Below are 23777 nucleotides of genomic sequence, written 5' to 3'. Positions count from 1 at the left end.
CCAGAAACTCCGAAGCCCCCACCGCCCCCGCCTCGATCGCCAGTTCTTGCAACTGCTCACGCCCGGTCAACTCGGGAAACTCGCCAATTCGCAGCAACAACCGCCACGCCAACGGACTCAATTCAGAAAACCTCACACTCCAGTCCTCGGCGCGACGCACCAGCAACAAGGTCGGCTGAGCAGGCGCCACATCAGGCTGGTAATCCGGCCCCACCCTTTGCACCGGCCAGGCATACGCCAACGGCCAGGCCAGCGGCGACACCCGCAAGGGCCGATCCAGCAGCAACGCGGCATCACCACCCACCAGAAGCTCGGCGTCAGACTGTTGCAGCGCCATTTCCACCCACTCGTAATGCGCCAGCTCCACCATGAACGGCGGCCACGGCCCATCACTCAACGCCTGAGGCCCGGCCGCGAGAAACTCGACAAACTCCTGGGCGATCTCACCGAATTTCGGCGTGCGGGCGCGGTAGTCCCGCAGAAAGATCCGCACCAGCGAACGCCAGTGCTCGTCACCCAGAATCTTCACCAACACCGGAAAGGTGCCACTGAGCAGCGAAGACAGGTTGGCGAACACCAGATCGCGATAAACCAGGGCCCGCGCCGGGTCCATTTCGGTGGGTGGCCCATTGCGTTCAGGGTCGCGCAGGTACAGGCCCATGGTGGTTTGCTGATGCAAAAGACTCGACTTACCCACGGTTCACGCCCTCCTGTTGCAGGCGGCGAATGGTCTGCAATTCCGCCACCAGTTCAGCGAAGACGGGAAAGTTGAAATCCCGCTCCAGCAAGGTCGGTTGCGCACCGAACCGGGCATAAGCCTGGGCCAGCAACGACCACACCGCCGGTTTGACCGAAGCGCCATGGGTGTCGATCTTCAAGGTGTCAGACTCATCGAAATGCCCGGCAATGTGCATCGCCACCACCCGCCCCGAATCGATGCCAGCCAGGAACGCCTGCGGATCGAAGCCGTGGTTGATCGAATTGACGTACACGTTGTTGACGTCCAGCAACAGGTCGCAATCGGCCTCGCGCAGCACGGCATTGGTGAAGGTCACCTCGTCCATGTCCTGTTGAGGCGCGGCATAGTAAGAGACGTTTTCCACCGCCAGGCGTCGCCCGAGAATGTCCTGGGCCTGACGGATACGCGCGGCGACGTGGTGCACCGCCTCTTCGGTAAAAGGCAACGGCAACAGGTCGTACAGGTGACCGTCATCGCTGCAATAGCTCAAATGCTCGCTGTAGAGCGGCACGTTGTAGTGATCGAGAAAACCCCGGACTTCCTGCAAAAAACCGACGTCCAGCGCCGACGGCCCACCGAGGGACAGGGACAGGCCATGACAGGACAACGGATAGCGTTCCGCCAGGGCGCGCAATGCCGCGCCGTGGGCACCGCCGATGCCGATCCAGTTTTCCGGTGCGATTTCCAGAAAGTCGAAATCGCCTGCTGGTGCGGCCTGGAGGTCTTTGAGTAAACCGCGACGCAGGCCAAGCCCTGCGCTGGCCTTGGCTACGGGGGGAATGGAGGTCTGCATGGTGTCGATCTCACAAGATGTTCAAGGACGCGAGCCGGTGCCCGCCATGAGACAGAGTTAATCGAAGGGGTGTATCAGGACTGTGTTCGACTGGGGCCGGAATTAGAGGTCACTGTGTCGAAAAGGGGGCTGGATACAGTGGGATACACACGATCCTTGCGGGCACTGCCGATACCTGTGGGAGCGGGCTTGGTCCGGGCGGCGTTCCGACGATAGCGGTGGGTCAGCCAATATCTCTTTTGAATGTGCCGGTCTCTTCGCGGGCAAGCCCGCTCCCACAGGGTCGTGTACCGGCAGAAAAAACGTTGCTTTCGTCGCGCCAGACCGCGCGGCACAAGGCCCGAACTAAACTTACTGCACACAGGGCCCGCTTGGTGCCCTGTACATTCCCACGACCACCGCCCAGTGGCGCCCCCTCGCCAGACAATGCCTCTGGACCGTGATCCTGCTGAAGGAGCACACATGATGGACGAGGCCAGACTCAACGATTTCATGGGCAAACTGGTTAATGACATGGGCGGCGCGGCGATGCTCGCCAACGTCATCCTCGGCGAAGAACTCGGCCTGTACCGGGCGATGGCCGACAGTCAGCCCATCACCCCTGAAACCCTTGCCGAGAAAACCGGCTGCAACACCCGCCTGCTGCGCGAATGGCTCAGTGCCCACGCCGCCTCAGGCTACATGGAACACCAGGACGGCCAGTTCCGCCTGCCCGAAGAGCAGGCCATGGCTTTGGCAAAAGAAGACTCACCGGTTTATGTGGCGGGCGGGATCGGCGTGGTCGCGTCGTTTTTCCATGACAAGGACAAACTGGTCAACGCCATGCGCGGCAACGGCGCCCTGCCCTGGGGCGATCACCATCCGTGCATGTTCAGCGGGACCGAACGCTTCTTCCGCCCCGGCTACAAAGCCCATCTGGTCGCCGAATGGTTGCCGGCCCTCGACGGCGTGGTGGCCAAACTGGAAGCCGGGGCCAAAGTGGCGGACATCGGCTGCGGCCATGGCGCCTCGACGGTGATCATGGCCCAGGCGTTTCCGGATTCGCGCTTCGTCGGTTTCGACTACCACGCGCCGTCCGTTACCGTTGCCACCCAACGGGCCGAAGAAGGGGGCGTATCCAGTCGGGCCAGGTTCTTCCAGGGCACGGCCAAAAGCTACCCCGGCAGCGACTACGACCTGATCTGCTACTTCGATTGCCTGCATGACATGGGCGACCCGGTGGGCGCGGCCAAGCATGCCTATGAGTCGTTGAAGGACGACGGCACGGTGCTGCTGGTCGAGCCCTACGCCAACGACTTGCTCGACGACAACGTCAACCCGATCGGTCGCCTGTTCTACGCGGCGTCGACCTTCATCTGCACGCCCAATTCGCTGTCCCAGGAAGTCGGCCTCGGCCTCGGTGCCCAGGCCGGTGAAGCGCGTTTGCGCAAGGTGTTCAGCGAGGCCGGTTTCACCCGTTTCCGTCGGGCCACGGAAACACCGTTCAACCTGATCCTGGAGGCGCGTAAATAAATACTGTCTGCTTTTTGTAGGAGCGAGCTTGCTCGCGATAAACGCGATCACGCCGCGGGGTATCAGGCTTACAGTGTTATCGTTGACGACCATCGCGAGCAAGCTCGCTCCTACAGGCCTGCACAGCATGTTCGACAATCTGATCCATGAACAACTCGATCGCCTCCATCAGCTCATGGCGGATCAGCCGTTTGCCGTGCTGACCGGGGCCGGCATCAGCACGCCTTCGGGCATCCCGGACTATCGCGACAGCCAGGGCGTGCGACGGGGCCGGCAGCCGATGATGTACCAGGAGTTTCTCTCGGCCCCGGAGTCCCGGCGACGCTACTGGGCGCGGGCGATGCTCGGCTGGCCGAGGGTGCGTCTGGCGCTGCCGAACGAAGCCCACGACACCCTGGCTCGTTTGCAAGGCACGCGGCAGATCAGAGGGTTGATCACCCAGAACGTCGACACCCTGCACGACCAGGCCGGCAGCCGTGACGTGATCGAACTCCACGGCAGTCTGCACCGGGTGTTGTGCCTGGATTGCGGCCGGCACAGCGAGCGCGATTCGATCCAGCACTTGATGGAAACACAGAACCCCTACCTGGCCGGCGTCGACGCGGTGCAAGCGCCGGACGGCGACACCTTGCTCGACCCGGCCTTCGAGGCACGCTTCCAGGTCCCGCAATGCCCGCATTGCGCCGGGGAACGGATGAAGCCGGATGTGGTGTTTTTTGGCGAGAACGTCGCACAGGCCACGGCGGCGAAAGCGATGGCCGCCGTCGAACAGGCTGCCGGGCTGTTGGTGATCGGCTCGTCGCTGATGGCTTATTCGGCGTTTCGCTTGTGCCGGGCGGTGGTGGATCAGGGCAAGCCGTTGATTGCGATCAACCTGGGCAAGACCCGGGCGGACGAGATTCTGGACTTGAAGATCGAGGGGTCGTGCGAGCGCTTGTTGCCAATATTGGCGAAGCTACTTGGCAACTGACGAAACCCGATCCCTGTGGGAGCGAGCTTGCTCGCGATGACGGTGGATCAGCCAATAAACTGTCTGGATGTGCTGGCCTCATCGCGAGCAAGCTCGCTCCCACAAGGTCCCCCATACAACTCACGAAAATCGCTGCCCAAGGTTTTCTTCTTTCAGCACATCAAACATCGCCTGCGCCGCCGCCGACAGCTCGCCCCCCGGCAACGTCAACACCCCCAGCGCCCGCTCCACCACCGGGTCGCGCAAGGTGATGCAACGCGCCCCCAGTTCACGCATCTGCCCCGCGCACAAGGCCGGCACCGCGCTCACGCCCAAGCCACTGGCGACCATGCGCCCGACCGTCGCCAGTTGATGGCTTTCAAATTCCACCGGCAGCTTCATCCCGCGGGCCTGCAGATGCTCTTCAAGCATGACTCGCACAGTGGACGGACGCTGCAAGGTAATGAACGGCTCCTTGAGCAGGGTCTGCCAGTCGATGTCATCGAGCTCGGCCAGTGCCGAATCCAGAGGCACCACCGCGACGAAACGGTCGATGTACAACGGCGTGAATTGCAGCGACGAACTCTGGGTCGGTTCAAAGGCCACTCCCAGCTCCACCTGGCGGTCACGAACCATTTCCAGCACCTGCTCGTTGATCACGTCATTGACCGTCACGTTGACATTCGGATAACGGGCGCGGAAGGTCTTGAGGATCGGCGGCAGCAGGTTGCCGGCGAACGACGGCATCGCCGCCAGGGTCACGCGACCGCGCTGCAGGGTGAAGCGTTGACGCAGTTCATCCTCGGCATTGTCCCAGTCAGCGATCAACCGGCGCGCCAGCGGCACCAGGGATTCGCCTTCGGCGGTGAGCGCCACGTTGCGCGTGTTGCGGGTGAACAAGCGCCCGCCCAGGCCCTCCTCCAGCGCCTTGATGGTCAGGCTCAGGGCCGATTGCGACAGGTGCAGGCGCTCGCAGGCCACGGCAAAGCTCAGGCTCTGGGCCACGGCCAGAAAGGCGCGGATCTGCTTGACGGTCATGGGGCAACGCTCCGGTTGTAAGCTACAGGTTCTAAGCTGCAAGAGACTGGGCTGCACATTATTGAGCTTTATCAATCAATCCGCTCTAAAAAACAACTTAACAAATGAATCTGGCAGCGAGACACTCCATCCCATTCGGCTAGCCAGCCGCCCACAAAGAATAAAAGAGGTGCATATGGCAGGTTTCGACAAGCGCGTGAGTTCCTACGAGGAAGCTCTGGCAGGTCTTGAAGACGGCATGACCGTGATCGCTGGCGGCTTCGGCCTGTGCGGGATTCCGGAGAACCTGATCAACGAGATCAAGCGCAAGGGCACTCGCGACCTCACCGTGGTTTCCAACAACTGCGGCGTCGACGGTTTCGGCCTTGGCGTACTGCTGACCGACCGCCAGATCAGCAAAGTGGTCGCGTCCTACGTCGGCGAAAACAAGCTGTTCGAAGAGCAACTGCTCAAGGGCGAAATCGAAGTCACCCTGACCCCCCAAGGCACCCTCGCTGAAAAAATGCGCGCAGGTGGCGCCGGCATCCCGGCGTTCTTCACCGCCACCGGCGTTGGCACGCCTGTCGCCGACGGCAAGGAAGTCCGCGAATTCCATGGTCGCAAGTACCTGATGGAAGAATCCATCACCGGCGACTTCGCCATCGTCAAAGGCTGGAAAGCCGACCATTTCGGTAACGTGATCTATCGCCACACCGCCCAAAACTTCAACCCGCTGGCGGCCACCGCCGGCAAGATCACTGTGGTCGAAGTCGAAGAAATCGTCGAACCCGGCGAGCTGGACCCGGCGCAGATCCACACCCCTGGCATCTACGTCGACCGGATCATCTGCGGCACGTTCGAGAAGCGCATCGAACAGCGCACCGTGCGTAAGTGATCCCCTGCCCCCGGACCGAATGAAGGAATAAAAACAATGGCACTTTCCCGCGAACAAATGGCTCAACGCGTCGCCCGCGAAATGCAGGACGGCTTCTACGTGAACCTGGGCATCGGCATTCCGACCCTGGTCGCCAACTACATCCCTGAAGGCATGGAAGTCATGCTGCAGTCGGAAAACGGCTTGCTGGGCATGGGTCCTTTTCCTACTGAAGACACCATCGATGCCGACATGATCAACGCCGGCAAGCAAACCGTGACCGCACGTATCGGTGCTTCGATCTTTTCCTCGGCCGAGTCCTTCGCGATGATCCGCGGTGGTCATGTCGACCTGACCGTGCTGGGCGCCTTTGAAGTGGACGTGCAAGGCAACATCGCCTCGTGGATGATCCCCGGCAAACTGGTCAAGGGCATGGGCGGCGCGATGGACCTGGTCGCCGGCGCAGACAACATCATCGTCATCATGACCCACGCATCCAAGGATGGTGAGTCCAAGCTGCTGTCCCAATGCAGCCTGCCGCTGACCGGCGCCGGGTGCATCAAGCGTGTACTGACCGACCTGGCCTACCTGGAAATCGAAAACGGCGCGTTCATCCTGAAAGAACGTGCGCCGGGCGTCAGCGTCGAAGAGATCGTCGCCAAGACTGCCGGTAAACTCATCGTGCCGGACCACGTGCCGGAAATGCAGTTCGCTGCCCAGTGAGGAATCATTCCATGCAAGAAGTCGTCATTGTTGCCGCCACGCGCACCGCGATCGGCAGTTTCCAGGGTTCGCTGGCCAATGTGTCCGCCGTCGACCTGGGCGCTGCGGTGATCCGTCAGCTGCTGGCGCAAACCGGCCTGGATCCTGCGCAAGTCGATGAAGTGATCATGGGCCAGGTGCTGACCGCCGGCGCCGGGCAAAACCCTGCGCGCCAGGCCGCAATCAAGGCCGGCCTGCCCTTCGCCGTACCCGCCATGACCCTGAACAAGGTCTGCGGCTCCGGTCTCAAGGCCCTGCACCTGGGTGCCCAGGCGATTCGCTGCGGCGATGCCGAGGTGATCATCGCCGGTGGCCAGGAAAACATGAGCCTGGCCAACTACGTCATGCCCGGTGCCCGCACCGGCCTGCGCATGGGTCACGCGCAAATCGTCGACACCATGATCAGCGATGGCCTGTGGGACGCGTTCAACGATTACCACATGGGTATCACCGCCGAGAATCTGGCCGAGAAATACAGCCTGAGCCGCGAGCAGCAGGACGCCTTCGCCGCCGCCTCGCAGCAGAAAGCCGTGGCCGCCATCGAAGCCGGGCGCTTCGTCGATGAAATCACGCCGATCCTGATCCCGCAGCGCAAGGGCGATCCGCTGTCCTTCGCCACCGACGAGCAGCCACGGGCCGGCACCACCGCCGAATCCCTGGGCAAACTCAAAGCCGCCTTCAAGAAGGACGGTTCGGTGACCGCCGGTAACGCTTCGTCGCTGAACGACGGTGCCGCGGCCGTGATCCTGATGAGCGCTGAAAAGGCCAAGGCCCTGGGTCTGCCAGTCCTTGCAAAAATCGCCGCCTACGCCAACGCAGGCGTCGACCCGGCGATCATGGGCATCGGCCCGGTGTCGGCCACCCGCCGCTGCCTGGACAAGGCCGGCTGGTCCATCGACCAGCTGGACCTGATCGAAGCCAACGAAGCCTTCGCCGCGCAATCGCTGGCCGTGGCCAAGGACCTGGAATGGGACTTGAACAAGGTCAACGTCAACGGCGGCGCCATCGCCCTGGGTCACCCGATCGGTGCCTCGGGTTGCCGCGTGCTGGTGACCCTGCTGCATGAAATGCTCAAGCGTGACGCCAGGAAAGGCCTCGCCACCCTGTGTATCGGTGGTGGCCAGGGCGTGGCACTGGCGCTCGAACGGGCTTAAGCCAACAGCGTTCAACAGACGGCGCGGGGACCCACGAAGATCCGTGACCGCCTGGAAAAACACCCGGTGCGATGCAAGTCGCACCGGGTTCTTTTTTGCCTGCGTTTTTTTCAGTTAGACCGCGTCATCGTTCTTCGCGAGCAAGCCCGCTCCCACAATTGACCGAGTTGTCCAGACGAACGCGGTCTACTGTGGGAGCGGGCTTGCCCGCGAAGGGGCCAGTTCTGTCACCCTGGAAACTGCAGAATCAACCAACTGATCACCACAAACCTCGGGCCAGGTCCGGCAAAACGCAAAGTTTACGGCGCCACGCCCAGCAACTGCTGTCGCAACTCAGGGTTGCCGGTACGCGGATCGAGCCAGATGGCAAAAAACGCCTTGGCGAATTGCAGGTCCTTCACATCACGCAGCAGCTGCTGACCGAGAAAAAACCGCACGCCCTGCCCCGGCAGATAGACACCGGTCAGCCGCGTGCCGGCCTGTACGTCGACGAACGACTGATGCATCTGCACCTGCCAGGACGCCAGTTGCTCGGCACTGACCGAAGTGCCGGCGAGTCGCTTGATTTCCCTGACGCTGGCATTCACCAGGTCATCACGGGAAATGCTGCGCTGGTAGATCAGCTCCAGGGCGAACGGCTGATCGTTCGCCAGGGGTCGCGAAGTACTCCAGAGCCTTGCGCTGTAGACATCGAAGCCGTACTTGCGAAACTCACCACTGCCGAGGATTTGCGCGCCGGGCAGCGAGTCCTGCCAATTGGCCAGGGCCTGGCAGCTCAGCAAGACAAGCAGCCACAGACCATGGCGCAGGGGTGAACGATGGCGTTTCAAGGTGAGCTGTCCTTATCGTGGGATGCCTTGATAAAGCGTTTGCGCAAAAGAGCCTTTCGTAGAACTCGATAAAATCTCTATTTTTGTATACAAAATTTACATGCATATAAAGCAATCTACCCGCTGCAATGTTACCGTTGCCACCTCACAAGGTCGGAGACGTGCGCGTGTTGATCCTCAAACTGCTGGTGATCCCAGGCTTCCTGCTGCTGATTTCCCTGGCTGGCAAACGCTGGGGGCCGAGCGTGGCCGGTTGGTTGTCGGGGTTGCCGGTGGTGGTCGGGCCGATCCTGTTGTTCCTCGCCCTCGAACAAGGCCAGTCGTTCGCTGCGCAATCGGCCACCGCCGCGCTGTCAGCCATGTTCGCGATGATTGCGTTTTGCGTGAGCTACGCCCAGGTCGCACAACGGGCCGGATGGCCGCTGGCGCTGTTGATCTCGCTGTCGGTCTGGGCACTGGTGGCGGTTGTCCTGTCGTTGATCCCGGCCTCCCTGGTGTTTTCGGTGTGCGCCGCCGCCACCGCGCTGCTCGCCGCACCGTACCTGTTCCCCACTGTGCAACCCGTGCTCAGTGGCCCGGCGCCGAAATCCGACAAGCTCCTGTTGCGCATGGTGGCCGGTGCATTGCTCACCCTGGTGGTGACACTGCTGGCCAGCACCGTCGGTGACCGCTGGAGCGGCCTGCTGGCAGTGTTCCCCGTATTGGGCAGCGTGATGGCGGTGTTCTCCCAGCAAACCCGTGGCCCGGCCTTTACCGCCGCGCTGCTGCGCGCCACTGCCACCGGCATGTACTCGTTCGCCGCCTTCTGCCTGGTGTTGGCCCTGGCCCTGCCGACGATGGGAATGAACGCTTTTGTGCTGGGCGTCGCGGTGTCGGTGGCCATGTTGGGCGTGACCAAACGCCTGCTGGCGCGGCCAGCCGGCCCGGCGACTGACACTCAAAGAGCAGCCATCAAACGCTAAGCTGCCTCAGCTCATCGAGCGGCCCTGAGCATAGGTGGGTGTTCAGCCAAGGTGACCGCTGGGTAGAGCACGCTGGAATGCATCGCAACCTCCATGGGATGATCGCGCCCCACCGCGCGCCCATCCCTGGAGATTCCAATGTCATTGTTGAGTAAAAAAGCCCTTGTACTGCTGCTGGCAGCCGCTACCGGCCTTGGGGCTTTGAATGCGCAGGCCGCCAAGGCCACTTCCAGCGATGCGCCCGCCCATAAAGTCTCCATGCTCGGCAGCAAGTTCACCTTCAACCTGCCCAAGGGTTTCGTCGCCAACCCGCTGCCGGCCAGCCCGGACGGTGCCAGCGGCACCCTCTACAGCAATGAAACCACCAAGACCGTGGTGATCGCCGCTGAAAACACTCTACCCAACGGTATCAGCGTCAAGGACAACGACGGCGGGTTCCTCGACGGCACCGTGGCCGATTTCGATGCGGCGCAACACAAATCCCTGCCCGACTACAACAAGCTCAGCGAGAAAGCCCTGACCCAGAAAACCGGGCTGGGCCTGCGCCAGATCGACGGCACTGCCACGCAAGGCGGTGGCATGACCCTCACCACCACGCTGATGGCCGCCTCCGGCACACGCATGGCGGTGATCCAGGTGATTTCCCGCCCCGGCGACATGGCGGCCCACGAAACCCTGGTCAAGCAGATCGTCAGCGGAAAATGAATGTCAGGGGTTGAGACGCTGCAACCAGGCGCTCAAGTCCTGTATCTCGTCGGCGCTGATGCTGTGACCGACACCGGGGTAGCCGTGGAACTCGGGTTCGAGTGACACGCTCTGCAGCAGGCTGTTGGCTTCAGTACCGTCGCTGTAGGGAAGGCGTTTGTCCTGCTCGCCATGCCCGATGAAAATAGCCAGCGACTGGCGTTTTTCATCCGGCTGGAGCTCGGACTTGAGCACCGGCAGAATCCGTCCGCTCAACGCAGCGATCCCGCCTAGCGCCTCGGGATGCCGCAGGCCTGTTTCGTAGGTCATGATCGCGCCCTGGCTGAAGCCGACCAGGAACACCTTCTCCGGTTCGGTGTGATACTTCTTCGTGGCCTGTGCGACGAAATCCAGCAACAACTGGCCGCTGGACTTCAGATCATCTGTCTCGCCGTTGTAGGCCCCTTCGCCCTTCTTGCGAAACCACTGATAGCTGCCCGCCTCCATCACCAAGGGTGCCCGCACCGACAGGTAGGTGTAGGACGCGGGCAAGTCATCCTTGATGCCGAACAGGTCCTGCTCGTTACTGCCGTAACCGTGGAGAAAAATCACCAGGGGTTGATGGTTCGAATCGGCGTTGGCCTGGGCCAGGTACTTGAGCGGTAGATCGGTTTGCAGCGGAGTTTGGGCGTGGACAGCGGTGGATACCAGGAGCGTGAGCAGCGCGAGAATCTTCAACATGGGTCTTCCTTCACTGAATGCAGGATTCGCGCAAGAGCCTAACACTGTGCAGTAGACAGGAACATCTCAGGCGTGGCCGATGCCGCCTTCGCGAGCAAGCCCGCTCCCACACTGGATCTTCAGTGAACACATAATAGGTGTGCAACAACGATCCAGTGTGGGAGCGGGCTTGCTCGCGAAGAGGCCAGAACAGACGGCGAAGTACCTGGCTCAGTCGTTGATCAACTTGCCCACCCGAATCGGCTCACGCCCGGCGACCTTCGCCTGCCAGCTGCCTGGCTGGGTGTAGCGCCCACGGTCGATGGCAAACAGCACACCGCTGGTGCCGGCCTGCACGGTGGTGACCTTGTCGTTCAACGGGTCGACCACCTCGAACAGTGCATCGCCCTTCTCCACCCACTCCCCAGCCTCGCGCAGGAAGCTGACCACGCCGTGATGCGGGGCGAACAGGTATTGGGTGCCTTCGAATGGCATGCCTTCACAGCATTCGGCCGGTGCCGCCGGCCAGGTGCCGGAGATGAATCCCTGCTCGGCGAGGAACCCGAGAATGGCCTCGCAATTGGCCTGGGCCTGATTGACGCGGGTGTCTCCCATGCTGCCCAGTTCCAGGGTGGTCGCCAGGTTGGCCGGTGGAATCGCTGCCGCCGGGAACGCCCTGGCCAGGCGCAACCATGGCGAAGAACAGGATTCATCGAACGAGCTGCCGCCGGAGTCTTCACACAACAACGCCACACCGGCCTGCAAACGCGCCGCCAGGGATTGCCACTGCGGCCAGTGCTGCGGCAACGCGTAGATGTGGATCGCCGCATCGAAATCGCAATGCAGGTCGAGGGTGATGTCGGCGTCGCAGGCATGGCGCAGCAACAGGCGGTGCATGGCTTCCAGCTGCGATGCCGCTGCCGGCAAGCTGTCGAGGACCTGGCCCATGGTCTGGCGAATCAACGCAATGTTGGCCTGGGCATCGCTGCCGAGACGATCACCGATCAACGCGGCCACCGGCGCACTGAGTTCGACGAACGAGCGGTTGAAGTTCTTGCCGCTGCCCAGCTCGAAACGCCCCATGTGGCTGCCTTGCAAGTGCTGGTCGAGGCCAATGGGATTGGCCACCGGCACCAGTTCGATCACACCCTTCAATTGTCCCTGTTGTTCAAGTTCGGCCAGGCGTTTTTTCAACTCCCAGGCGGTGCGCATGCCCGGCAATTCGTCGGCGTGCAGGCTGGCCTGGATGTACACCTTGCGCGTGCCCGCGCCATAACGAAACACGCTGAGGGTGCGCTCGCTGCCCAGGTGGCTCCAGGGCAGTTGGTGGTCGATGCGTTGCATATAAACTCCTGATGTCTGCACGGTGAGATCACCTGTGGGAGCGGGCTTGCTCGCGAAAGCGTCGTATCAGGCAACATCGATGTTGAATGTACCGACGCCTTCGCGAGCAAGCCCGCTCCCACAGGTCTCTCTGCGCTGAAAATGATTGCACAAAAAAAATGGCAACCGCGTCTGACGGTTGCCATTTTTTCAGCCCGCTCGCTTACTCGCCGTAAACGTCAAACTTGAAGTACTTGTCCTGCACTTGCTTGTACTTGCCGTTGGCACGGATTTCGGTGATGGCGGTGTTGAACTTGTCCGCCAGTTCCTTATCACCCTTGCGCACGGCAATGCCTGCGCCGCCGCCGAAGTATTTCGGATCGTTGTACTCAGGGCCGACGAAGGCAAAACCTTTACCGGCGTCGGTTTTCAGGAAACCGTCGTCCAGGTTGACCGAGTCGGCCAGCAGCGCGTCAATGCGGCCGGAGACCATGTCCAGGTTGGCTTCCTGCTGGGAACCGTAGCGCACCAGGACAATCCCGGCCGGTTGCAGCACTTCAGTGGCGAAGCGGTCGTGGGTACTGGCGCGCAGCACACCGACTTTCTTGCCCTTGAGTTCGGTCAGCGGGTCCTTGACGTCGCTGCCTTCCTTCATCACGAAGCGCGCCGGGGTGTGGTAGTACTTGATGGTGAAATCGACGTTCTTCTTGCGGTCGTCAGTGATGGTCATGGACGACAGGATGGCGTCGATTTTCTTGACCTTCAGCGCAGGGATCAGGCCGTCGAACTCTTGTTCGACCCAGGTGCACTTGGCTTTCATCTGCTCGCACAGCGCATCGCCGATATCCACGTCGAAACCGGTGAGTTTGCCGTCAGGGGTTTTCATCGAGAATGGCGGGTAGCCGGCTTCGATACCGATGCGGATCGGCTTGGCGTCTTCGGCCACGGCGGTCAGGGACAACATCGACAGTGCCAGGGCACCGAACATCACTAGCTTCTTCATTTTTAACTCCTGTGTGCGGAGGCTTTTATTGGCAGCTTCGATTGGCAGCGTTCGGTCATCGCTTCGTGAGCGGAAACCGAAGTGGCCGGCAGTCTAGAGCGGCTACAGGAGGGCAAATTACGCCGAGGCGACAAATATTTATAGAAAAGTGGCACGCGGAGAGAGGCATCAAGGTGAACGCGCCATGACGGTGCAAAGTCTGTCAGACATATCGCAATTTCACACCAGACCTACAGACTTTCCGGCTCCATCCGACAGAATGGGACGGCTGGCGATGCCCGGTGTTTTGCGGCACATTGAGCGCCCTTGCGTCCCATCGAGAGTAGCGTGATGCCCACGTTGAACCTGATCCAGCACCACTGCGCCGAAGGTCCGGGCGCCATCGCCATCTGGGCCGAATCCCGTGGGCTGACGCTAAAGGTGTTTCGCGCCGACCTCGGCCAATTGCCGCCCGTCAGCGCCGAACCCGTGATCCTGTTGGGCGGGCCTTATGAATCCGATGCCGGCCCGGCCTGGCTGGAAGCCGAACGGCAATGGCTCAGAGGCACGCTGGATCAGGACGCGGCCGTGTTCGCCATATGCCTGGGGGCTCAGTTGCTGGCGTTGAGCCTGGGCGGGAATGTACGGCGGATGGACCGGACCGAAACCGGATGGACCAACGTGACCTTTATCGATGGGCAAACGCTTAAGGTGCTGGAGTGGCACGAAGACGCCATCGACCTGCCGCCTGCCGCGCAGCTGTTGGCCAGCAGCGAGCACTGTGCGCAGCAGATGTACCGCGCCGGGCCGGCGCGGCTGGGTCTGCAGTTTCATCCGGAGTGGAACGCCGAGTCGGTGGCCCTGCTCAATGCGCATTTTGGCGATGAGTCGCCGTTGCCCCGAGGGCCGCAGGACGATGCGGCCTACGCCGATGTGATGGCGTGGTTGCAGGCGACACTGGATGAGTGGTGGGCGGCCGCTTCCTTTCGCTGAAATACATACCTGTGGTGAGGGGGCTTGCCCCCGTTGGAGTGCGAAGCGCTCCCGACTATTTCAGAGGGTTGCTGCACAACCCGACGGGGGCAAGCCCCCTCACCACAATGATCAATGGTGTCTGGATATCAGCATTCACAACCGATCACAGCATTCACCGGCCGCGGCACCCCGACACTCAACTCAAACCCTTCATCGAGCCACCCTGTCACGCCGCCGATCATCTCCTTGACCGGATAACCCAGGGCCGCCAGTTTCACCGCCGCCTTGTTGGCGCCGTTGCAGTGAGGCCCGGCGCAATAGACCACAAACAGGCTGTTTTTCGGATAACCCGCCAAACCTTCGGCGCTCAGCAAGCGCCCGGGAATGTTGATCGCTCCCGGTACATGCCCGCGCTCGAACGCCAGCGGCCCCCGAACATCCACCAGAATGAAATCGACTTCGCCAGCCTGCTGGCTGCCGTAGACGTCGGAACAGTCGGTTTCGAACGTCAGACGGTTACTGAAATGCATCAGGGCGATGGCCGATGGGGCGGCGGGAATTTCGCGAACCAGGCTGGTCATGGGCTGTACTCCAAAGAGGTGGTGGGTGTGGAAAGACTTTATCCGCCAGCCACTTGCGGCTACAGTGGCGCACAAGACACTAACCGGGAACTTTCCGCCAAATGCAACCCACCCCAGGAATGGTCGCGATTCTGGCCTACGACGGCCTGTGCACGTTCGAGTTCGGCATTGCCGTGGAGATCTTCGGCCTGCCACGACCTGAATTCGATTTTCCGTGGTACGAGCATCGTATCGTCGCGGTCGATCAAGGTCCGATGCGGGCCATGGGCGGCATCCAGGTACTCGCCGATGGCGGCATGGAATTGCTCGCCGATGCCCGCACCATCATCATCCCCGGTTGGCGCGACCGCAGCGCCACGGTGCCAGCAGAACTGATCGCTGCTTTGCGCCAGGCCCATGCCCGAGGGGCGCGGTTGCTGTCGATCTGCTCCGGTGTTTTCGTCCTCGCCGCCACCGGGTTGCTCGACGGGCACGGTGCGACCACGCACTGGCGCTATACCTCGGAACTGGCCGAGCGGTTTCCCGGCATCCTCGTGGACCCGGACGTGCTGTATGTCGATTCCGGCCAATTGATCACCTCTGCCGGCAGCGCGGCAGGCATCGATGCCTGTCTGCACCTGGTGGCGCGGGATTTCGGCACCCAGGTGGCCAACTCCGTGGCGCGACGCCTGGTCATGTCGCCGCAACGCAGCGGTGGCCAGGCGCAATTCATTCCGACGCCGGTCAGTCCTGCACCGCGCAGCGATCTTTCCCGCGTCATGCAGTGGGCACGTGAGCGTTTGCACGAGCCGCTGGAGGTGCGCGACCTGGCCAGCGAGGCCGCGATGAGTGAACGCACCTTCCTGCGCCGCTTCACCGAAGCCAGCGGCCAGTCACCGAAAACCTGGTTGCAGCACGAACGTCTGGGCCGGGCCCGTGAACTGCTGGAAAGCAGCAACCAGAACACCGAGCAGATTGCCGAACGCTGTGGTTATCGCTCGGTGGAAAGTTTCCGGGTGGCGTTTCGAACGGTGGTTGGCGTGCCACCTTCAGTGTATCGGGAGCGGTTTGGGCGTGGGGGTAACACTTTACCTTCGGTTGACCTTCAAGGCCCAATCGCGAGCAGGCTCGCTCCCACACCGATGGTGTGAACACTGAAGATCCACTGTGGGAGCGGGCTTGCTCGCGAAGGCGTCAGCCCGGTCACCGACTGATCAGGGTTTTCGCAGCAGATAGGTATCCATGATCCAGCCATTGGCCAACCGCGCCGCCTTGCGCACCCGTTCGATTTCATCCGCGACATCCTTGAGCTTGCCGCTGATCAGGATTTCATCCGGCGTCCCCAGATAGGCCCCCCAGTAAATCTCGGTTTCCTGATCCACCACCCGATGGAAAGCATCCTGGGCATCGAGCATCACCACCAGGCTGTCGGCATCGCTCGCCTGCCCTGCCGCCAGGCGCCGGCCGGTGGTGATTTCAACGGAGCGGCCAATCTGGTTGAGCGGCACTTTGTGTTGTGCCGCCAATGCCTGGACGCTGGTAATCCCGGGAATCACCTCGAACTCGAACCCACAGGCGCCCGAGGCCTGGATCGCCTGAAGGATACGGATGGTGCTGTCGTACAGCGCAGGGTCGCCCCACACCAGAAAACCACCACACTGGCTGTCGGACAGCTCTTCATTGATCAGCCGTTCGAAGGTCTGTTGTTTGGCCAGGTTCAAGTCGTCGACACTGGTCTTGTAGTCCACCTCACCGCGCTCACGCTCGGGGCTGTGGGCTTCGACAAAACGGTAGTCGTGGCCGGTGATGTAGCGCTCGCAGATTTCGCGGCGCAGATCGATGAGTTTGTCTTTGCTCTGGCCCTTGTCCATGAGAAAAAAAACATCGACCTGATTCAGCGCCTTCACGGCCTGCATCGTGATGTAGTCGGGGTTGCCGGCACCGATGCCGATGACCAGGAGTTTTTTCATCACAGCAGGTCCTCGGGATCGATGCCCGGAAAGCGCAGCCGCCAGCGGTCATGGAACCTCAACTCGATGGCCGACAGGGGTTCGACGTCGATCAGGTTGGACGCGCCCCCCTGCAACACTTGCGTCAGCGCGGCGCGGATGACAAAGGGATGAGTAACGGCAACGATGTGCCCCGGCGTCGATTGCAAGGTTGTCAGCCAGGCGCCCACCCGCTCGCCCAGTTGCACCAGCGACTCACCGCCGTGGGGGGCCGAAGCCGGGTCGTCCAGCCAATGCTGGAGCGCCTGGGCTTCGGTTTTTTGCAGATCACCGATGCGCTCACCGCCCCAGCGCCCGAAATCGCAGTCCTTCAAGGCGTCGACAATCTGCGGCGCGCTGCCGAACAGTCCAGCGGTTTGCCGGGTGCGCAACTCCGGACCACAGACAAGACGTGGAGCGCCCTTGAACTGATTGCAACGGGAAAGCCTGAGCACTTGCCCATCCATCTCCAGAGGCTCGTCCAGAGGAAAGCGCGCCAATTTCTGTGCGACGGTTCGAGCGTGGCAAATCAGGGTTAAACGGGTTGCCTGCACCAGCAATCACTCCAGGGGTGGAAAGGAACGACGGCGTCAGGTGACCGCCATCGCGCAATTGTGCCGCAAGAAAGCAGGCCCGGGTGGTGTTTAATTTTCCTGTTTGAAACGGATTCCTTCAGTCATTTCCTGCAAGACTTTCTGTCATGGCTGACCGCAATGCAGGCAATCGCCTACAAGACTTTACGACATCGACGTAGCCCCGTAGTACAGGCACTTCGCACCTTTTCCGGGCACGAGCAGACCACGCGAAAATTCACTAGACAGGCAGTACGCGATGATTAAATACTCCTTTCAACGGATTGTTAAAACACGTGCCACTCTCATCCAGCAGGAGCCCGGATGCCTTTACTCGAATACCCGATCCAAGCGCCTGGCCAGGCACCACCTCCGACCGAACCGCCTGCTCCTCGTTTAATGCGGTCCATCCCAATAAACATCCGATAAGAAAAAGCGTGGCGCCTGACAACGTTCAGATGACCACCGATTTAATGTGTGGAAAAACCGACAGTGATAGTCAGGTTCGGCTCAAGCCGCCGAATCGTTTGATACAGGAGTGTCTCCATGCTGGTCTTGCGTCCAGTCGAGTTGGCCGACCTGCCCCAGTTGCAGAGGCTGGCCCGTGAAAGCCTCGTGGGCGTCACGTCCCTGCCCGACGATAGCGAACGGTTGCGCGGAAAAATCCTCGATTCCTGTGCCTCGTTCGAAAAGGACGTGCAGGCTCATGGCCCGGAAAACTATTTCTTTGTACTCGAAGACCTGACGACACGGCACCTGGCCGGCTGCTCGGAAATCCTCGCCACGGCGGGTTACAACGAGCCGTTCTACAGCCTGCGCAACCGGCACTTCACCAGCGCCTCGCGGGAACTGAACATCGAGCACGGTGTACCGGCCCTGTCGTTGTGTCACGACCTCAGTGGTCACACCTTGCTGCGGGGCTTTCATATCGATGCCGCGCGAGTGCGCAGCGCACATTCCGAACTGCTGTCGCGGGCGCGCCTGTTGTTCATCGCCGCCCATGCCCGGCGTTTTTCCGAAACGGTGATCACCGAGATCGTCGGCTACAGCAGTGATGAAGGCCACTCGCCATTTTGGGACGCCGTGGGCAAGCATTTCTTCGACTTGCCCTACGTCGAGGCCGAACGGCTTTGCGGTCTGCAGAGCCGCACCTTTCTCGCCGAGCTGATGCCGCAGTATCCGATCTACGTGCCCATGCTGCCCCAGGCGGCACAGGACTGCATCGGCAGCATCCACCCCGATGGCCAGGAAGCCTTCGATATCCTCGAACGGGAAGGCTTCGAAACCAACAGTTACATCGATCTGTTCGATGGAGGCCCGACGCTCTATGCGCGTACCTATGGTATTCGCTCCATCGCCCACAGCCAGTGCGGCATAACGCAGCCTGGCCCGGTGATCGACACCCGCGGCCGCTTTCTGGTGAGCAACGAGTCCTTGAAGGATTACCGAGCCATCGTCGCCGATCTTGATTACATCCCCGGACAACCCGTGACCCTTGACGCAGCGATGTGTACGGCGCTGAAGGTGACCGAGGGCAGCCCCGTCCGGCTGGTGGCCCTGTGAACACCCGCCAGATTCAACGCCCGAGCACCCGCGCACAAGGAACCGCCCCATGATTGTCCGTCCGGTCCAGATCACCGACCTGCCCGCCTTGTTCACGCTGGTGCGGCAGGCCATTCCGGGGCTTACCAGCCTGCCGGCCGATGAAGAACGCCTGGCCTACCGGATTCGCTGGGCCCAGCGCACCTTCGCCGGACAGGTCGACCGGGCCGATGCCGATTACCTGTTCGTGCTCGAGGATGACGAGCAGCAAGTGGTGGGCGTCAGCGCCCTGACGGGGGGCGTCGGTCTGCGCGAGCCCTGGTACAACTACCGGGTCGGACTGACGGTCAGCGCTTCGGCGGACCTGGGTATCCAGCGCCAGATCCAGACCCTGTTCCTGAGCAATGAATTGACCGGGCAATCGGAAGTCTGCTCGTTGTACCTGCGCCCCGATCAGCGCCAGGGCAGCAACGGCCGTTTGCTTTCCCTCGGGCGCTTGTTGTTTGTGGCCGAGTTCACCCAGCTGTTCGGCAACCGGCTCATCGCCGAATTACGCGGCAGTGCCGACGAACGAGGCGGTTCGCCGTTCTGGGACAGCCTCGGCCGGCACTTTTTCAAGATGGATTTCAGCCACGCCGATCACTTGTCCGGGCTGGGCAACAAATCGTTCATCGCCGAACTGATGCCGCGCCAGCCGCTGTACACCTGCCTGCTCACCGAACAGGCCCAGGCGGTGATCGGCAAGGCCCACCCCAATACCGAGCCAGCCCTGAAAATCCTCAGCGCCGAGGGCTTTGCCCACCAGGGTTACATCGATATCTTCGACGGCGGACCGGTCATCGAAGCCCCGGTTTCCGGGATCCGCACCGTGCGCGACAGCCGACCGCTGTCACTGGCCATCGGCTCACCGGACGATAAAGCGCCCCTCTGGCTGATTCACAACCGCCGCCTGGAAAACTGTCGCATTACCTGTGCCCCGGCCCGACAGGTAGGCAACAGCCTGGTGGTTGATCGCCTGACCGCCAAGCGCCTGCAGCTGCAACCCGCAGACTCGGTGCGCGCCGTGCCGCTGCTTGACCAACGGCAACAGGCCGTGGCGGCGTGATCTATCAGTTCCATCGCGGCGATGTCAATCGGACTGACCCAGCAAATTCGTCATCATTCTCCCCTTGCGCGCGTGATAGCCTTTTATTTCTTCGGCGTTGACACTTTTGCTCAAGCCCTTCCATTCCATTGGTGGAACTCATATGTCCAGGCTTTCCCATCAAGATTTGCGCCGCAATTTTCGCCAACTGTTCGCCTCCAACACCTGCTACCACACGGCCTCGGTTTTCGACCCGATGTCGGCCCGCATCGCCGCCGACCTGGGCTTCGAAGTCGGGATCCTCGGGGGTTCGGTCGCATCGCTGCAAGTGCTGGGCGCCCCTGACTTTGCCCTGATCACCCTCAGCGAATTCGCTGAACAGGCCACTCGCATCGGCCGTGTCGCCCAGTTGCCGGTGATTGCCGACGCCGACCACGGCTACGGCAACGCGCTCAACGTCATGCGCACCATCGTCGAACTCGAACGTGCGGGCGTGGCTGCGCTGACCATCGAAGACACCCTGCTGCCCGCGCAGTTCGGCCGTAAATCCACCGACCTGATCACGGTCGCCGAAGGCGTCGGCAAGATCCGCGCGGCGCTCGAAGCCCGCTGCGATTCGGAAATGGCAATCATCGCCCGCACCCATGCCGGGATTCTGCCGGTGCAGGAAATCATCAGCCGCACCCGGCAATACCAGAGCGCCGGCGCCGACGGGATCTGCATGGTGGGCATCAAGGACTTCGACCATCTGGAGCAGATCGCCGAGCACCTGAGCGTGCCGCTGATGCTGGTGACCTATGGCAACCCGCTGCTGCGCGATGACAAACGCCTGGCCGAACTGGGTGTGCGCGTGACCATCGACGGCCATGGCGCGTACTTCGCCGCGATCAAGGCGACCTACGACAGCCTGCGCGAACAACGCCAGATCCTCACCCAGACGTCGGACCTGAGCGCCACCGAGCTGACGCACACCTATACGCAACCCGAGGAATACATCCGCTTCGCGGAGGAGTTCATGAGCGTGAAGGAATGACGGTTTAAACCGACACGCCGCCATCGCGAGCAAGCTCGCTCCCACAGTGGATTTCTGTTGAACACAAATCTTGTATTCACCCGGAATCCCAGTGGGAGCGAGCTTGCTCGCGATAAGGCCACAGGTTTCAGTGGTGCACCCAATACAGCGTCAGACCCACTCTTTACGCAGCTGACGCGCAGCGTTGACCATGTGCACCAGCGCCGCTTCGGTTTCCGGCCAGCCGCGGGTCTTCAGGCCGCAGTCCGGGTTGACCCACAGGCGGTCGGCGGGAATACGCTTGGCGGCCTTGCGCAGCAGGTTGGCCATTTCCGAGGAGTCCGGCACCCTTGGCGAGTGGATGTCATACACGCCCGGGCCGATTTCGTTCGGGTAGGCGAAGGCTTCGAACGCGTCCAGCAGTTCCATGTCCGAGCGCGAGGTTTCGATGGTGATCACGTCGGCATCCATGGCGGCGATGGACTCGATCACATCGTTGAACTCGCTGTAGCACATGTGGGTGTGGATCTGGGTTTCGTCGCGCACACCGGAGGCGCACAGACGGAACACTTCGGTCGCCCAGTCCAGGTAGTGCTGCCACTGCGCCTGGCGCAACGGCAGGCCTTCGCGGAACGCGGCTTCGTCGATCTGTACGATCTTGATCCCGGCGGCTTCCAGGTCCACCACTTCATCACGGATCGCCAGGGCCAGTTGACGAGCCTGCACTTCGCGGGTCACGTCTTCGCGGGGGAACGACCACATCAGCATGGTTACGGGACCGGTCAGCATGCCCTTCATCACCTTGTCGGTGAGGCCCTGGGCGTAGCGGATCCACTCCACGGTCATGGCTTTCGGACGGCTCAGGTCACCGAAGATCACCGCCGGTTTCACGCAACGCGAGCCGTAGCTCTGGACCCAGCCGAAACGGGTGAACACATAGCCGTCAAGTTGCTCGGCGAAGTATTCGACCATGTCGTTACGCTCGGCTTCACCGTGCACCAGCACGTCCAGGCCCAGGTTTTCCTGCACTTGCACGGCGTGACGGATCTCACTGTGCATCGCTTCGGTGTATTCGGCTTCGGTCAGCTTGCCTTGCTTGAACGACTGGCGAGCCAGACGGATAGACGCGGTTTGCGGGAATGAACCGATGGTGGTGGTCGGGAACAGCGGCAGGTTCAGGCCGGCGCGCTGTTTCTCGATACGCTGGGCAAACAGCGAATGACGCTGGCTGTCCTTGACAGTGATGGCGGCCACACGCGCCTGCACGGCCGGTTTGTGGATGCGTGGCGACGCAGCACGGCTGGCCTGCACGGCGCGGCTTTGGGTCAGCGCTTCAAGCACCTTCGGCACTTCCGGCTCGTTGACGGCCTGAGCCAGCACCGCGACTTCTTCACACTTCTGCACGGCAAACGCCAGCCAGCTTTTCAGTTCGGCATCGAGCTTGTCTTCACGCCCCAGATCAACCGGGCTGTGCAGCAGCGAGCAGGATGGCGCGACCCACAGGCGATCACCCAGACGCTCATGAGCATGCTGCAGGGTGGCCAAAGCGTTTTCCAGGTCGCAGCGCCAGACGTTACGGCCGTTGACCAGGCCCAGCGACAGCACTTTGTAGGCCGGCAGGCGATCGAGGATGGTCGGGTACTGCTCAGGCGCACGCACCAGATCGATGTGCAGGCCGTCCACCGGCAGGTTGGCGGCCAGGCCCAGGTTTTCTTCCAGCCCACCAAAATACGTGGCGACCAGTTTCTTCAACGGGTCACGCTGAATCAGGTTGTAGGCCCGCTCAAAGGCGTTTTTCCAGTCCTGCGGCAGGTCGAGCACCAGGATCGGCTCGTCGATTTGCACCCACTCGACGCCCTGTGCCGCCAGGCGCTGGAAGATCTGGCCGTACAACGGCAACAGACGATCCAGCAGCTCCAGCTTGTCGAATTCGACGCCCTTGGCCTTGCCCAGCCACAGGTAAGTCAGCGGGCCGATGATCACCGGCTTGACGTTGTGCCCCAGTGCGCGGGCTTCCTCGACTTCTTCGAACAACTGGTCCCAGCCGAGCTGGAACTGCTGATCGGCGCTGAACTCAGGGACAAGGTAGTGATAGTTGGTGTCGAACCACTTGGTCATTTCCTGGGCATGCGCGCCGCCGCAGCAGCTGTCGCTCACACCACGCGCCATGCCGAACAAGGTTTGCAGGCTGGCCTTGCCATCGTGCGGGCGGAATCGCTCAGGGATCACACCGAACATCAACGAGTGGGTCAGGACCTGGTCGTACCAGGCGAAGTCGCCGACCGGCAGCAACTCGATGCCGGCCTTTTTCTGCAAGTCCCAGTGGGTCTTGCGCAGGTCGCGGCCCACGGTGCGCAGACCGGCTTCGTCGAGTTCGCCCTTCCAGAACGCCTCTTGAGCCTTTTTCAGTTCGCGGTCGCGACCAATGCGCGGAAAACCAAGGGAATGGGCCACAGCCATGTCAAATAACTCCAATACGTTCGATGGGAGCCATTGTCGACAGTGTCAGCGAGTGAGACAAACTCATTTTAATCGTGATGATCACAAGTTCCTCTCATGATCAGAAGCACTGCGCAACTGGCGCTGGATGGACATCTGGTTCAAGGCGCTCGCCCCGATGTCCAACCTGCGCCTGAAAACCTCTGGCATGACCGAACCGTGGCGTGTGCGTAAGCCGGGCGTCGATGGCATCATCACCCGCTACGAAAGTTTCGATACCCGCCCCCACCCTATGATCGGCTAA

At 61.6% G+C, this 23777-nt stretch carries 24 protein-coding genes; 13 read left to right on the top strand and 11 right to left on the bottom strand.

Annotation, left to right across the window (positions count from 1 at the left end; all coding sequences use genetic code 11):
* Together KGB20_RS19855 and KGB20_RS19850 are read right to left on the bottom strand one after the other, a co-directional pair.
* Positions 1-697, bottom strand: a 697-nt coding sequence (locus KGB20_RS19855) for a DUF2063 domain-containing protein (RefSeq protein WP_223532947.1), incomplete at its 3' end; no start/stop codon positions are given.
* Positions 690-1532: a DUF692 domain-containing protein gene (locus KGB20_RS19850; protein ID WP_223532946.1), complete on the bottom strand. Its 843-nt coding sequence runs from the start codon at positions 1530-1532 to the stop codon at positions 690-692. The genes KGB20_RS19855 and KGB20_RS19850, both read right to left, overlap by 8 nt.
* A gap of 465 nt (positions 1533-1997) precedes the next feature.
* Between KGB20_RS19850 and KGB20_RS19845 the strand changes: the two genes are divergently transcribed.
* Positions 1998-3044, top strand: coding sequence for a class I SAM-dependent methyltransferase (locus KGB20_RS19845; protein ID WP_154862055.1), 1047 nt, complete (start codon positions 1998-2000; stop codon positions 3042-3044).
* A 127-nt stretch (positions 3045-3171) separates the two neighbouring features.
* Positions 3172-4014 (top strand): NAD-dependent protein deacetylase, encoded by an 843-nt coding sequence (locus KGB20_RS19840; protein ID WP_223532944.1) that lies wholly within the window; start codon positions 3172-3174, stop codon positions 4012-4014.
* Positions 4015-4134: 120 nt separating this feature from the next.
* On the opposite strand, the gene KGB20_RS19835 is transcribed toward KGB20_RS19840, so the two are convergent.
* Positions 4135-5031 carry a LysR family transcriptional regulator gene (locus KGB20_RS19835; RefSeq protein ID WP_150814351.1) on the bottom strand — a complete coding sequence of 299 codons (897 nt, stop codon included), beginning with the start codon at positions 5029-5031 and terminating at the stop codon, positions 4135-4137.
* 175 nt (positions 5032-5206) lie between these two features.
* Here KGB20_RS19835 and KGB20_RS19830 point away from each other — a divergent pair, with 175 nt between their 5' ends.
* Genes KGB20_RS19830 through KGB20_RS19820 form a run of 3 tightly spaced genes read left to right on the top strand, consistent with a single transcriptional unit; the run spans position 5207 to position 7800 of the window.
* The gene (locus KGB20_RS19830) at positions 5207-5905 is read left to right on the top strand and encodes a CoA transferase subunit A (protein WP_034150336.1); all 699 of its coding nucleotides are present in this window, start codon (positions 5207-5209) and stop codon (positions 5903-5905) included.
* Between the two features lie 36 nt (positions 5906-5941).
* Positions 5942-6607, top strand: a complete 666-nt coding sequence (locus KGB20_RS19825) for a CoA transferase subunit B (RefSeq protein WP_008021761.1) — start codon at positions 5942-5944, stop codon at positions 6605-6607.
* 11 nt (positions 6608-6618) lie between these two features.
* The gene (locus tag KGB20_RS19820; protein ID WP_102672648.1) at positions 6619-7800 is read left to right on the top strand and encodes an acetyl-CoA C-acetyltransferase; all 1182 of its coding nucleotides are present in this window, start codon (positions 6619-6621) and stop codon (positions 7798-7800) included.
* A 299-nt stretch (positions 7801-8099) separates the two neighbouring features.
* On the opposite strand, the gene KGB20_RS19815 is transcribed toward KGB20_RS19820, so the two are convergent.
* Positions 8100-8630, bottom strand: coding sequence for a chalcone isomerase family protein (locus tag KGB20_RS19815; RefSeq protein WP_223532943.1), 531 nt, complete (start codon positions 8628-8630; stop codon positions 8100-8102).
* A 167-nt stretch (positions 8631-8797) separates the two neighbouring features.
* Between KGB20_RS19815 and KGB20_RS19810 the strand changes: the two genes are divergently transcribed.
* Positions 8798-9592: a hypothetical protein gene (locus tag KGB20_RS19810; protein WP_223532950.1), complete on the top strand. Its 795-nt coding sequence runs from the start codon at positions 8798-8800 to the stop codon at positions 9590-9592.
* Positions 9593-9730: 138 nt separating this feature from the next.
* Positions 9731-10297: a hypothetical protein gene (locus KGB20_RS19805; RefSeq protein ID WP_154862058.1), complete on the top strand. Its 567-nt coding sequence runs from the start codon at positions 9731-9733 to the stop codon at positions 10295-10297.
* Between the two features lie 3 nt (positions 10298-10300).
* Here the strand turns inward: KGB20_RS19805 and KGB20_RS19800 are convergent, their stop codons facing one another.
* The 3 genes from KGB20_RS19800 to KGB20_RS19790 form a co-directional block, all read right to left on the bottom strand.
* A complete protein-coding gene (locus tag KGB20_RS19800; protein WP_223532941.1) occupies positions 10301-11017 on the bottom strand; it encodes an alpha/beta hydrolase in 717 nt (238 codons plus the stop codon).
* Between the two features lie 210 nt (positions 11018-11227).
* Positions 11228-12340 carry a succinylglutamate desuccinylase/aspartoacylase family protein gene (locus KGB20_RS19795; protein WP_150814347.1) on the bottom strand — a complete coding sequence of 371 codons (1113 nt, stop codon included), beginning with the start codon at positions 12338-12340 and terminating at the stop codon, positions 11228-11230.
* 202 nt (positions 12341-12542) lie between these two features.
* Positions 12543-13322, bottom strand: a complete 780-nt coding sequence (locus KGB20_RS19790) for an ABC transporter substrate-binding protein (RefSeq protein WP_090456345.1) — start codon at positions 13320-13322, stop codon at positions 12543-12545.
* Between the two features lie 330 nt (positions 13323-13652).
* On the opposite strand from KGB20_RS19790, the gene KGB20_RS19785 reads away from it, so the two are divergent.
* On the top strand, positions 13653-14294 hold the full coding sequence (locus KGB20_RS19785; RefSeq protein WP_223532939.1) for a type 1 glutamine amidotransferase: 642 nt from the start codon (positions 13653-13655) through the stop codon (positions 14292-14294).
* Between the two features lie 128 nt (positions 14295-14422).
* On the opposite strand, the gene KGB20_RS19780 is transcribed toward KGB20_RS19785, so the two are convergent.
* Entirely contained in the window at positions 14423-14857 is a 435-nt protein-coding gene (locus KGB20_RS19780) for a rhodanese-like domain-containing protein (protein WP_223532937.1), read from the bottom strand.
* 101 nt (positions 14858-14958) lie between these two features.
* On the opposite strand from KGB20_RS19780, the gene ftrA reads away from it, so the two are divergent.
* On the top strand, positions 14959-15987 hold the full coding sequence (gene ftrA / locus KGB20_RS19775) for a transcriptional regulator FtrA (RefSeq protein WP_223532935.1): 1029 nt from the start codon (positions 14959-14961) through the stop codon (positions 15985-15987).
* A 63-nt stretch (positions 15988-16050) separates the two neighbouring features.
* Here the strand turns inward: ftrA and cobF are convergent, their stop codons facing one another.
* The gene (cobF, locus tag KGB20_RS19770; RefSeq protein WP_223532933.1) at positions 16051-16806 is read right to left on the bottom strand and encodes a precorrin-6A synthase (deacetylating); all 756 of its coding nucleotides are present in this window, start codon (positions 16804-16806) and stop codon (positions 16051-16053) included.
* A complete protein-coding gene (locus tag KGB20_RS19765) occupies positions 16806-17378 on the bottom strand; it encodes a histidine phosphatase family protein (protein ID WP_223532931.1) in 573 nt (190 codons plus the stop codon). The genes cobF and KGB20_RS19765 overlap by 1 nt, the downstream gene beginning before the upstream one ends.
* Before the next feature lie 564 nt (positions 17379-17942).
* On the opposite strand from KGB20_RS19765, the gene KGB20_RS19760 reads away from it, so the two are divergent.
* The 3 genes from KGB20_RS19760 to KGB20_RS19750 all read left to right on the top strand — a co-directional run bounded on the left by KGB20_RS19760 (position 17943) and on the right by KGB20_RS19750 (position 21055).
* Positions 17943-18959, top strand: a complete 1017-nt coding sequence (locus KGB20_RS19760; protein ID WP_223532929.1) for an arginine N-succinyltransferase — start codon at positions 17943-17945, stop codon at positions 18957-18959.
* Between the two features lie 49 nt (positions 18960-19008).
* A complete protein-coding gene (astA, locus tag KGB20_RS19755; RefSeq protein ID WP_223532927.1) occupies positions 19009-20043 on the top strand; it encodes an arginine N-succinyltransferase in 1035 nt (344 codons plus the stop codon).
* A 142-nt stretch (positions 20044-20185) separates the two neighbouring features.
* Positions 20186-21055: an oxaloacetate decarboxylase gene (locus KGB20_RS19750; protein ID WP_046043248.1), complete on the top strand. Its 870-nt coding sequence runs from the start codon at positions 20186-20188 to the stop codon at positions 21053-21055.
* 150 nt (positions 21056-21205) lie between these two features.
* Here the strand turns inward: KGB20_RS19750 and metE are convergent, their stop codons facing one another.
* Positions 21206-23494 (bottom strand): 5-methyltetrahydropteroyltriglutamate--homocysteine S-methyltransferase, encoded by a 2289-nt coding sequence (gene metE, locus KGB20_RS19745; RefSeq protein WP_223532925.1) that lies wholly within the window; start codon positions 23492-23494, stop codon positions 21206-21208.
* 109 nt (positions 23495-23603) lie between these two features.
* Here metE and KGB20_RS19740 point away from each other — a divergent pair, with 109 nt between their 5' ends.
* Positions 23604-23777 (top strand): hypothetical protein, encoded by a 174-nt coding sequence (locus KGB20_RS19740; protein ID WP_223508090.1) that lies wholly within the window; start codon positions 23604-23606, stop codon positions 23775-23777.

It is taken from the genome of Pseudomonas sp. BF-R-30, from assembly GCF_019956175.1.
Taxonomy (GTDB): domain Bacteria; phylum Pseudomonadota; class Gammaproteobacteria; order Pseudomonadales; family Pseudomonadaceae; genus Aquipseudomonas; species Aquipseudomonas jessenii.
Note: the sequence above shows the minus strand (reverse complement) of the source record. Positions and strands in the feature narration are given on the sequence as shown.

What these genes read in the sequence shown, in the direction of transcription:
- KGB20_RS19795 (WP_150814347.1), bottom strand. Translation starts at nt 12,340, where the DNA reads ATGCAACGCATCGACCACCAACTGCCCTGGAGCCACCTGGGCAGCGAG.
- KGB20_RS19845 (WP_154862055.1), top strand. Translation starts at nt 1,998, where the DNA reads ATGGACGAGGCCAGACTCAACGATTTCATGGGCAAACTGGTTAATGAC.
- KGB20_RS19820 (WP_102672648.1), top strand. Translation starts at nt 6,619, where the DNA reads ATGCAAGAAGTCGTCATTGTTGCCGCCACGCGCACCGCGATCGGCAGT.
- KGB20_RS19850 (WP_223532946.1), bottom strand. Translation starts at nt 1,532, where the DNA reads ATGCAGACCTCCATTCCCCCCGTAGCCAAGGCCAGCGCAGGGCTTGGC.
- KGB20_RS19780 (WP_223532937.1), bottom strand. Translation starts at nt 14,857, where the DNA reads ATGACCAGCCTGGTTCGCGAAATTCCCGCCGCCCCATCGGCCATCGCC.
- KGB20_RS19830 (WP_034150336.1), top strand. Translation starts at nt 5,207, where the DNA reads ATGGCAGGTTTCGACAAGCGCGTGAGTTCCTACGAGGAAGCTCTGGCA.
- KGB20_RS19835 (WP_150814351.1), bottom strand. Translation starts at nt 5,031, where the DNA reads ATGACCGTCAAGCAGATCCGCGCCTTTCTGGCCGTGGCCCAGAGCCTG.
- KGB20_RS19800 (WP_223532941.1), bottom strand. Translation starts at nt 11,017, where the DNA reads ATGTTGAAGATTCTCGCGCTGCTCACGCTCCTGGTATCCACCGCTGTC.
- metE (WP_223532925.1), bottom strand. Translation starts at nt 23,494, where the DNA reads ATGGCTGTGGCCCATTCCCTTGGTTTTCCGCGCATTGGTCGCGACCGC.
- astA (WP_223532927.1), top strand. Translation starts at nt 19,009, where the DNA reads ATGATTGTCCGTCCGGTCCAGATCACCGACCTGCCCGCCTTGTTCACG.
- KGB20_RS19750 (WP_046043248.1), top strand. Translation starts at nt 20,186, where the DNA reads ATGTCCAGGCTTTCCCATCAAGATTTGCGCCGCAATTTTCGCCAACTG.
- ftrA (WP_223532935.1), top strand. Translation starts at nt 14,959, where the DNA reads ATGCAACCCACCCCAGGAATGGTCGCGATTCTGGCCTACGACGGCCTG.
- KGB20_RS19840 (WP_223532944.1), top strand. Translation starts at nt 3,172, where the DNA reads ATGTTCGACAATCTGATCCATGAACAACTCGATCGCCTCCATCAGCTC.
- KGB20_RS19760 (WP_223532929.1), top strand. Translation starts at nt 17,943, where the DNA reads ATGCTGGTCTTGCGTCCAGTCGAGTTGGCCGACCTGCCCCAGTTGCAG.
- KGB20_RS19790 (WP_090456345.1), bottom strand. Translation starts at nt 13,322, where the DNA reads ATGAAGAAGCTAGTGATGTTCGGTGCCCTGGCACTGTCGATGTTGTCC.
- KGB20_RS19805 (WP_154862058.1), top strand. Translation starts at nt 9,731, where the DNA reads ATGTCATTGTTGAGTAAAAAAGCCCTTGTACTGCTGCTGGCAGCCGCT.
- KGB20_RS19825 (WP_008021761.1), top strand. Translation starts at nt 5,942, where the DNA reads ATGGCACTTTCCCGCGAACAAATGGCTCAACGCGTCGCCCGCGAAATG.
- cobF (WP_223532933.1), bottom strand. Translation starts at nt 16,806, where the DNA reads ATGAAAAAACTCCTGGTCATCGGCATCGGTGCCGGCAACCCCGACTAC.
- KGB20_RS19785 (WP_223532939.1), top strand. Translation starts at nt 13,653, where the DNA reads ATGCCCACGTTGAACCTGATCCAGCACCACTGCGCCGAAGGTCCGGGC.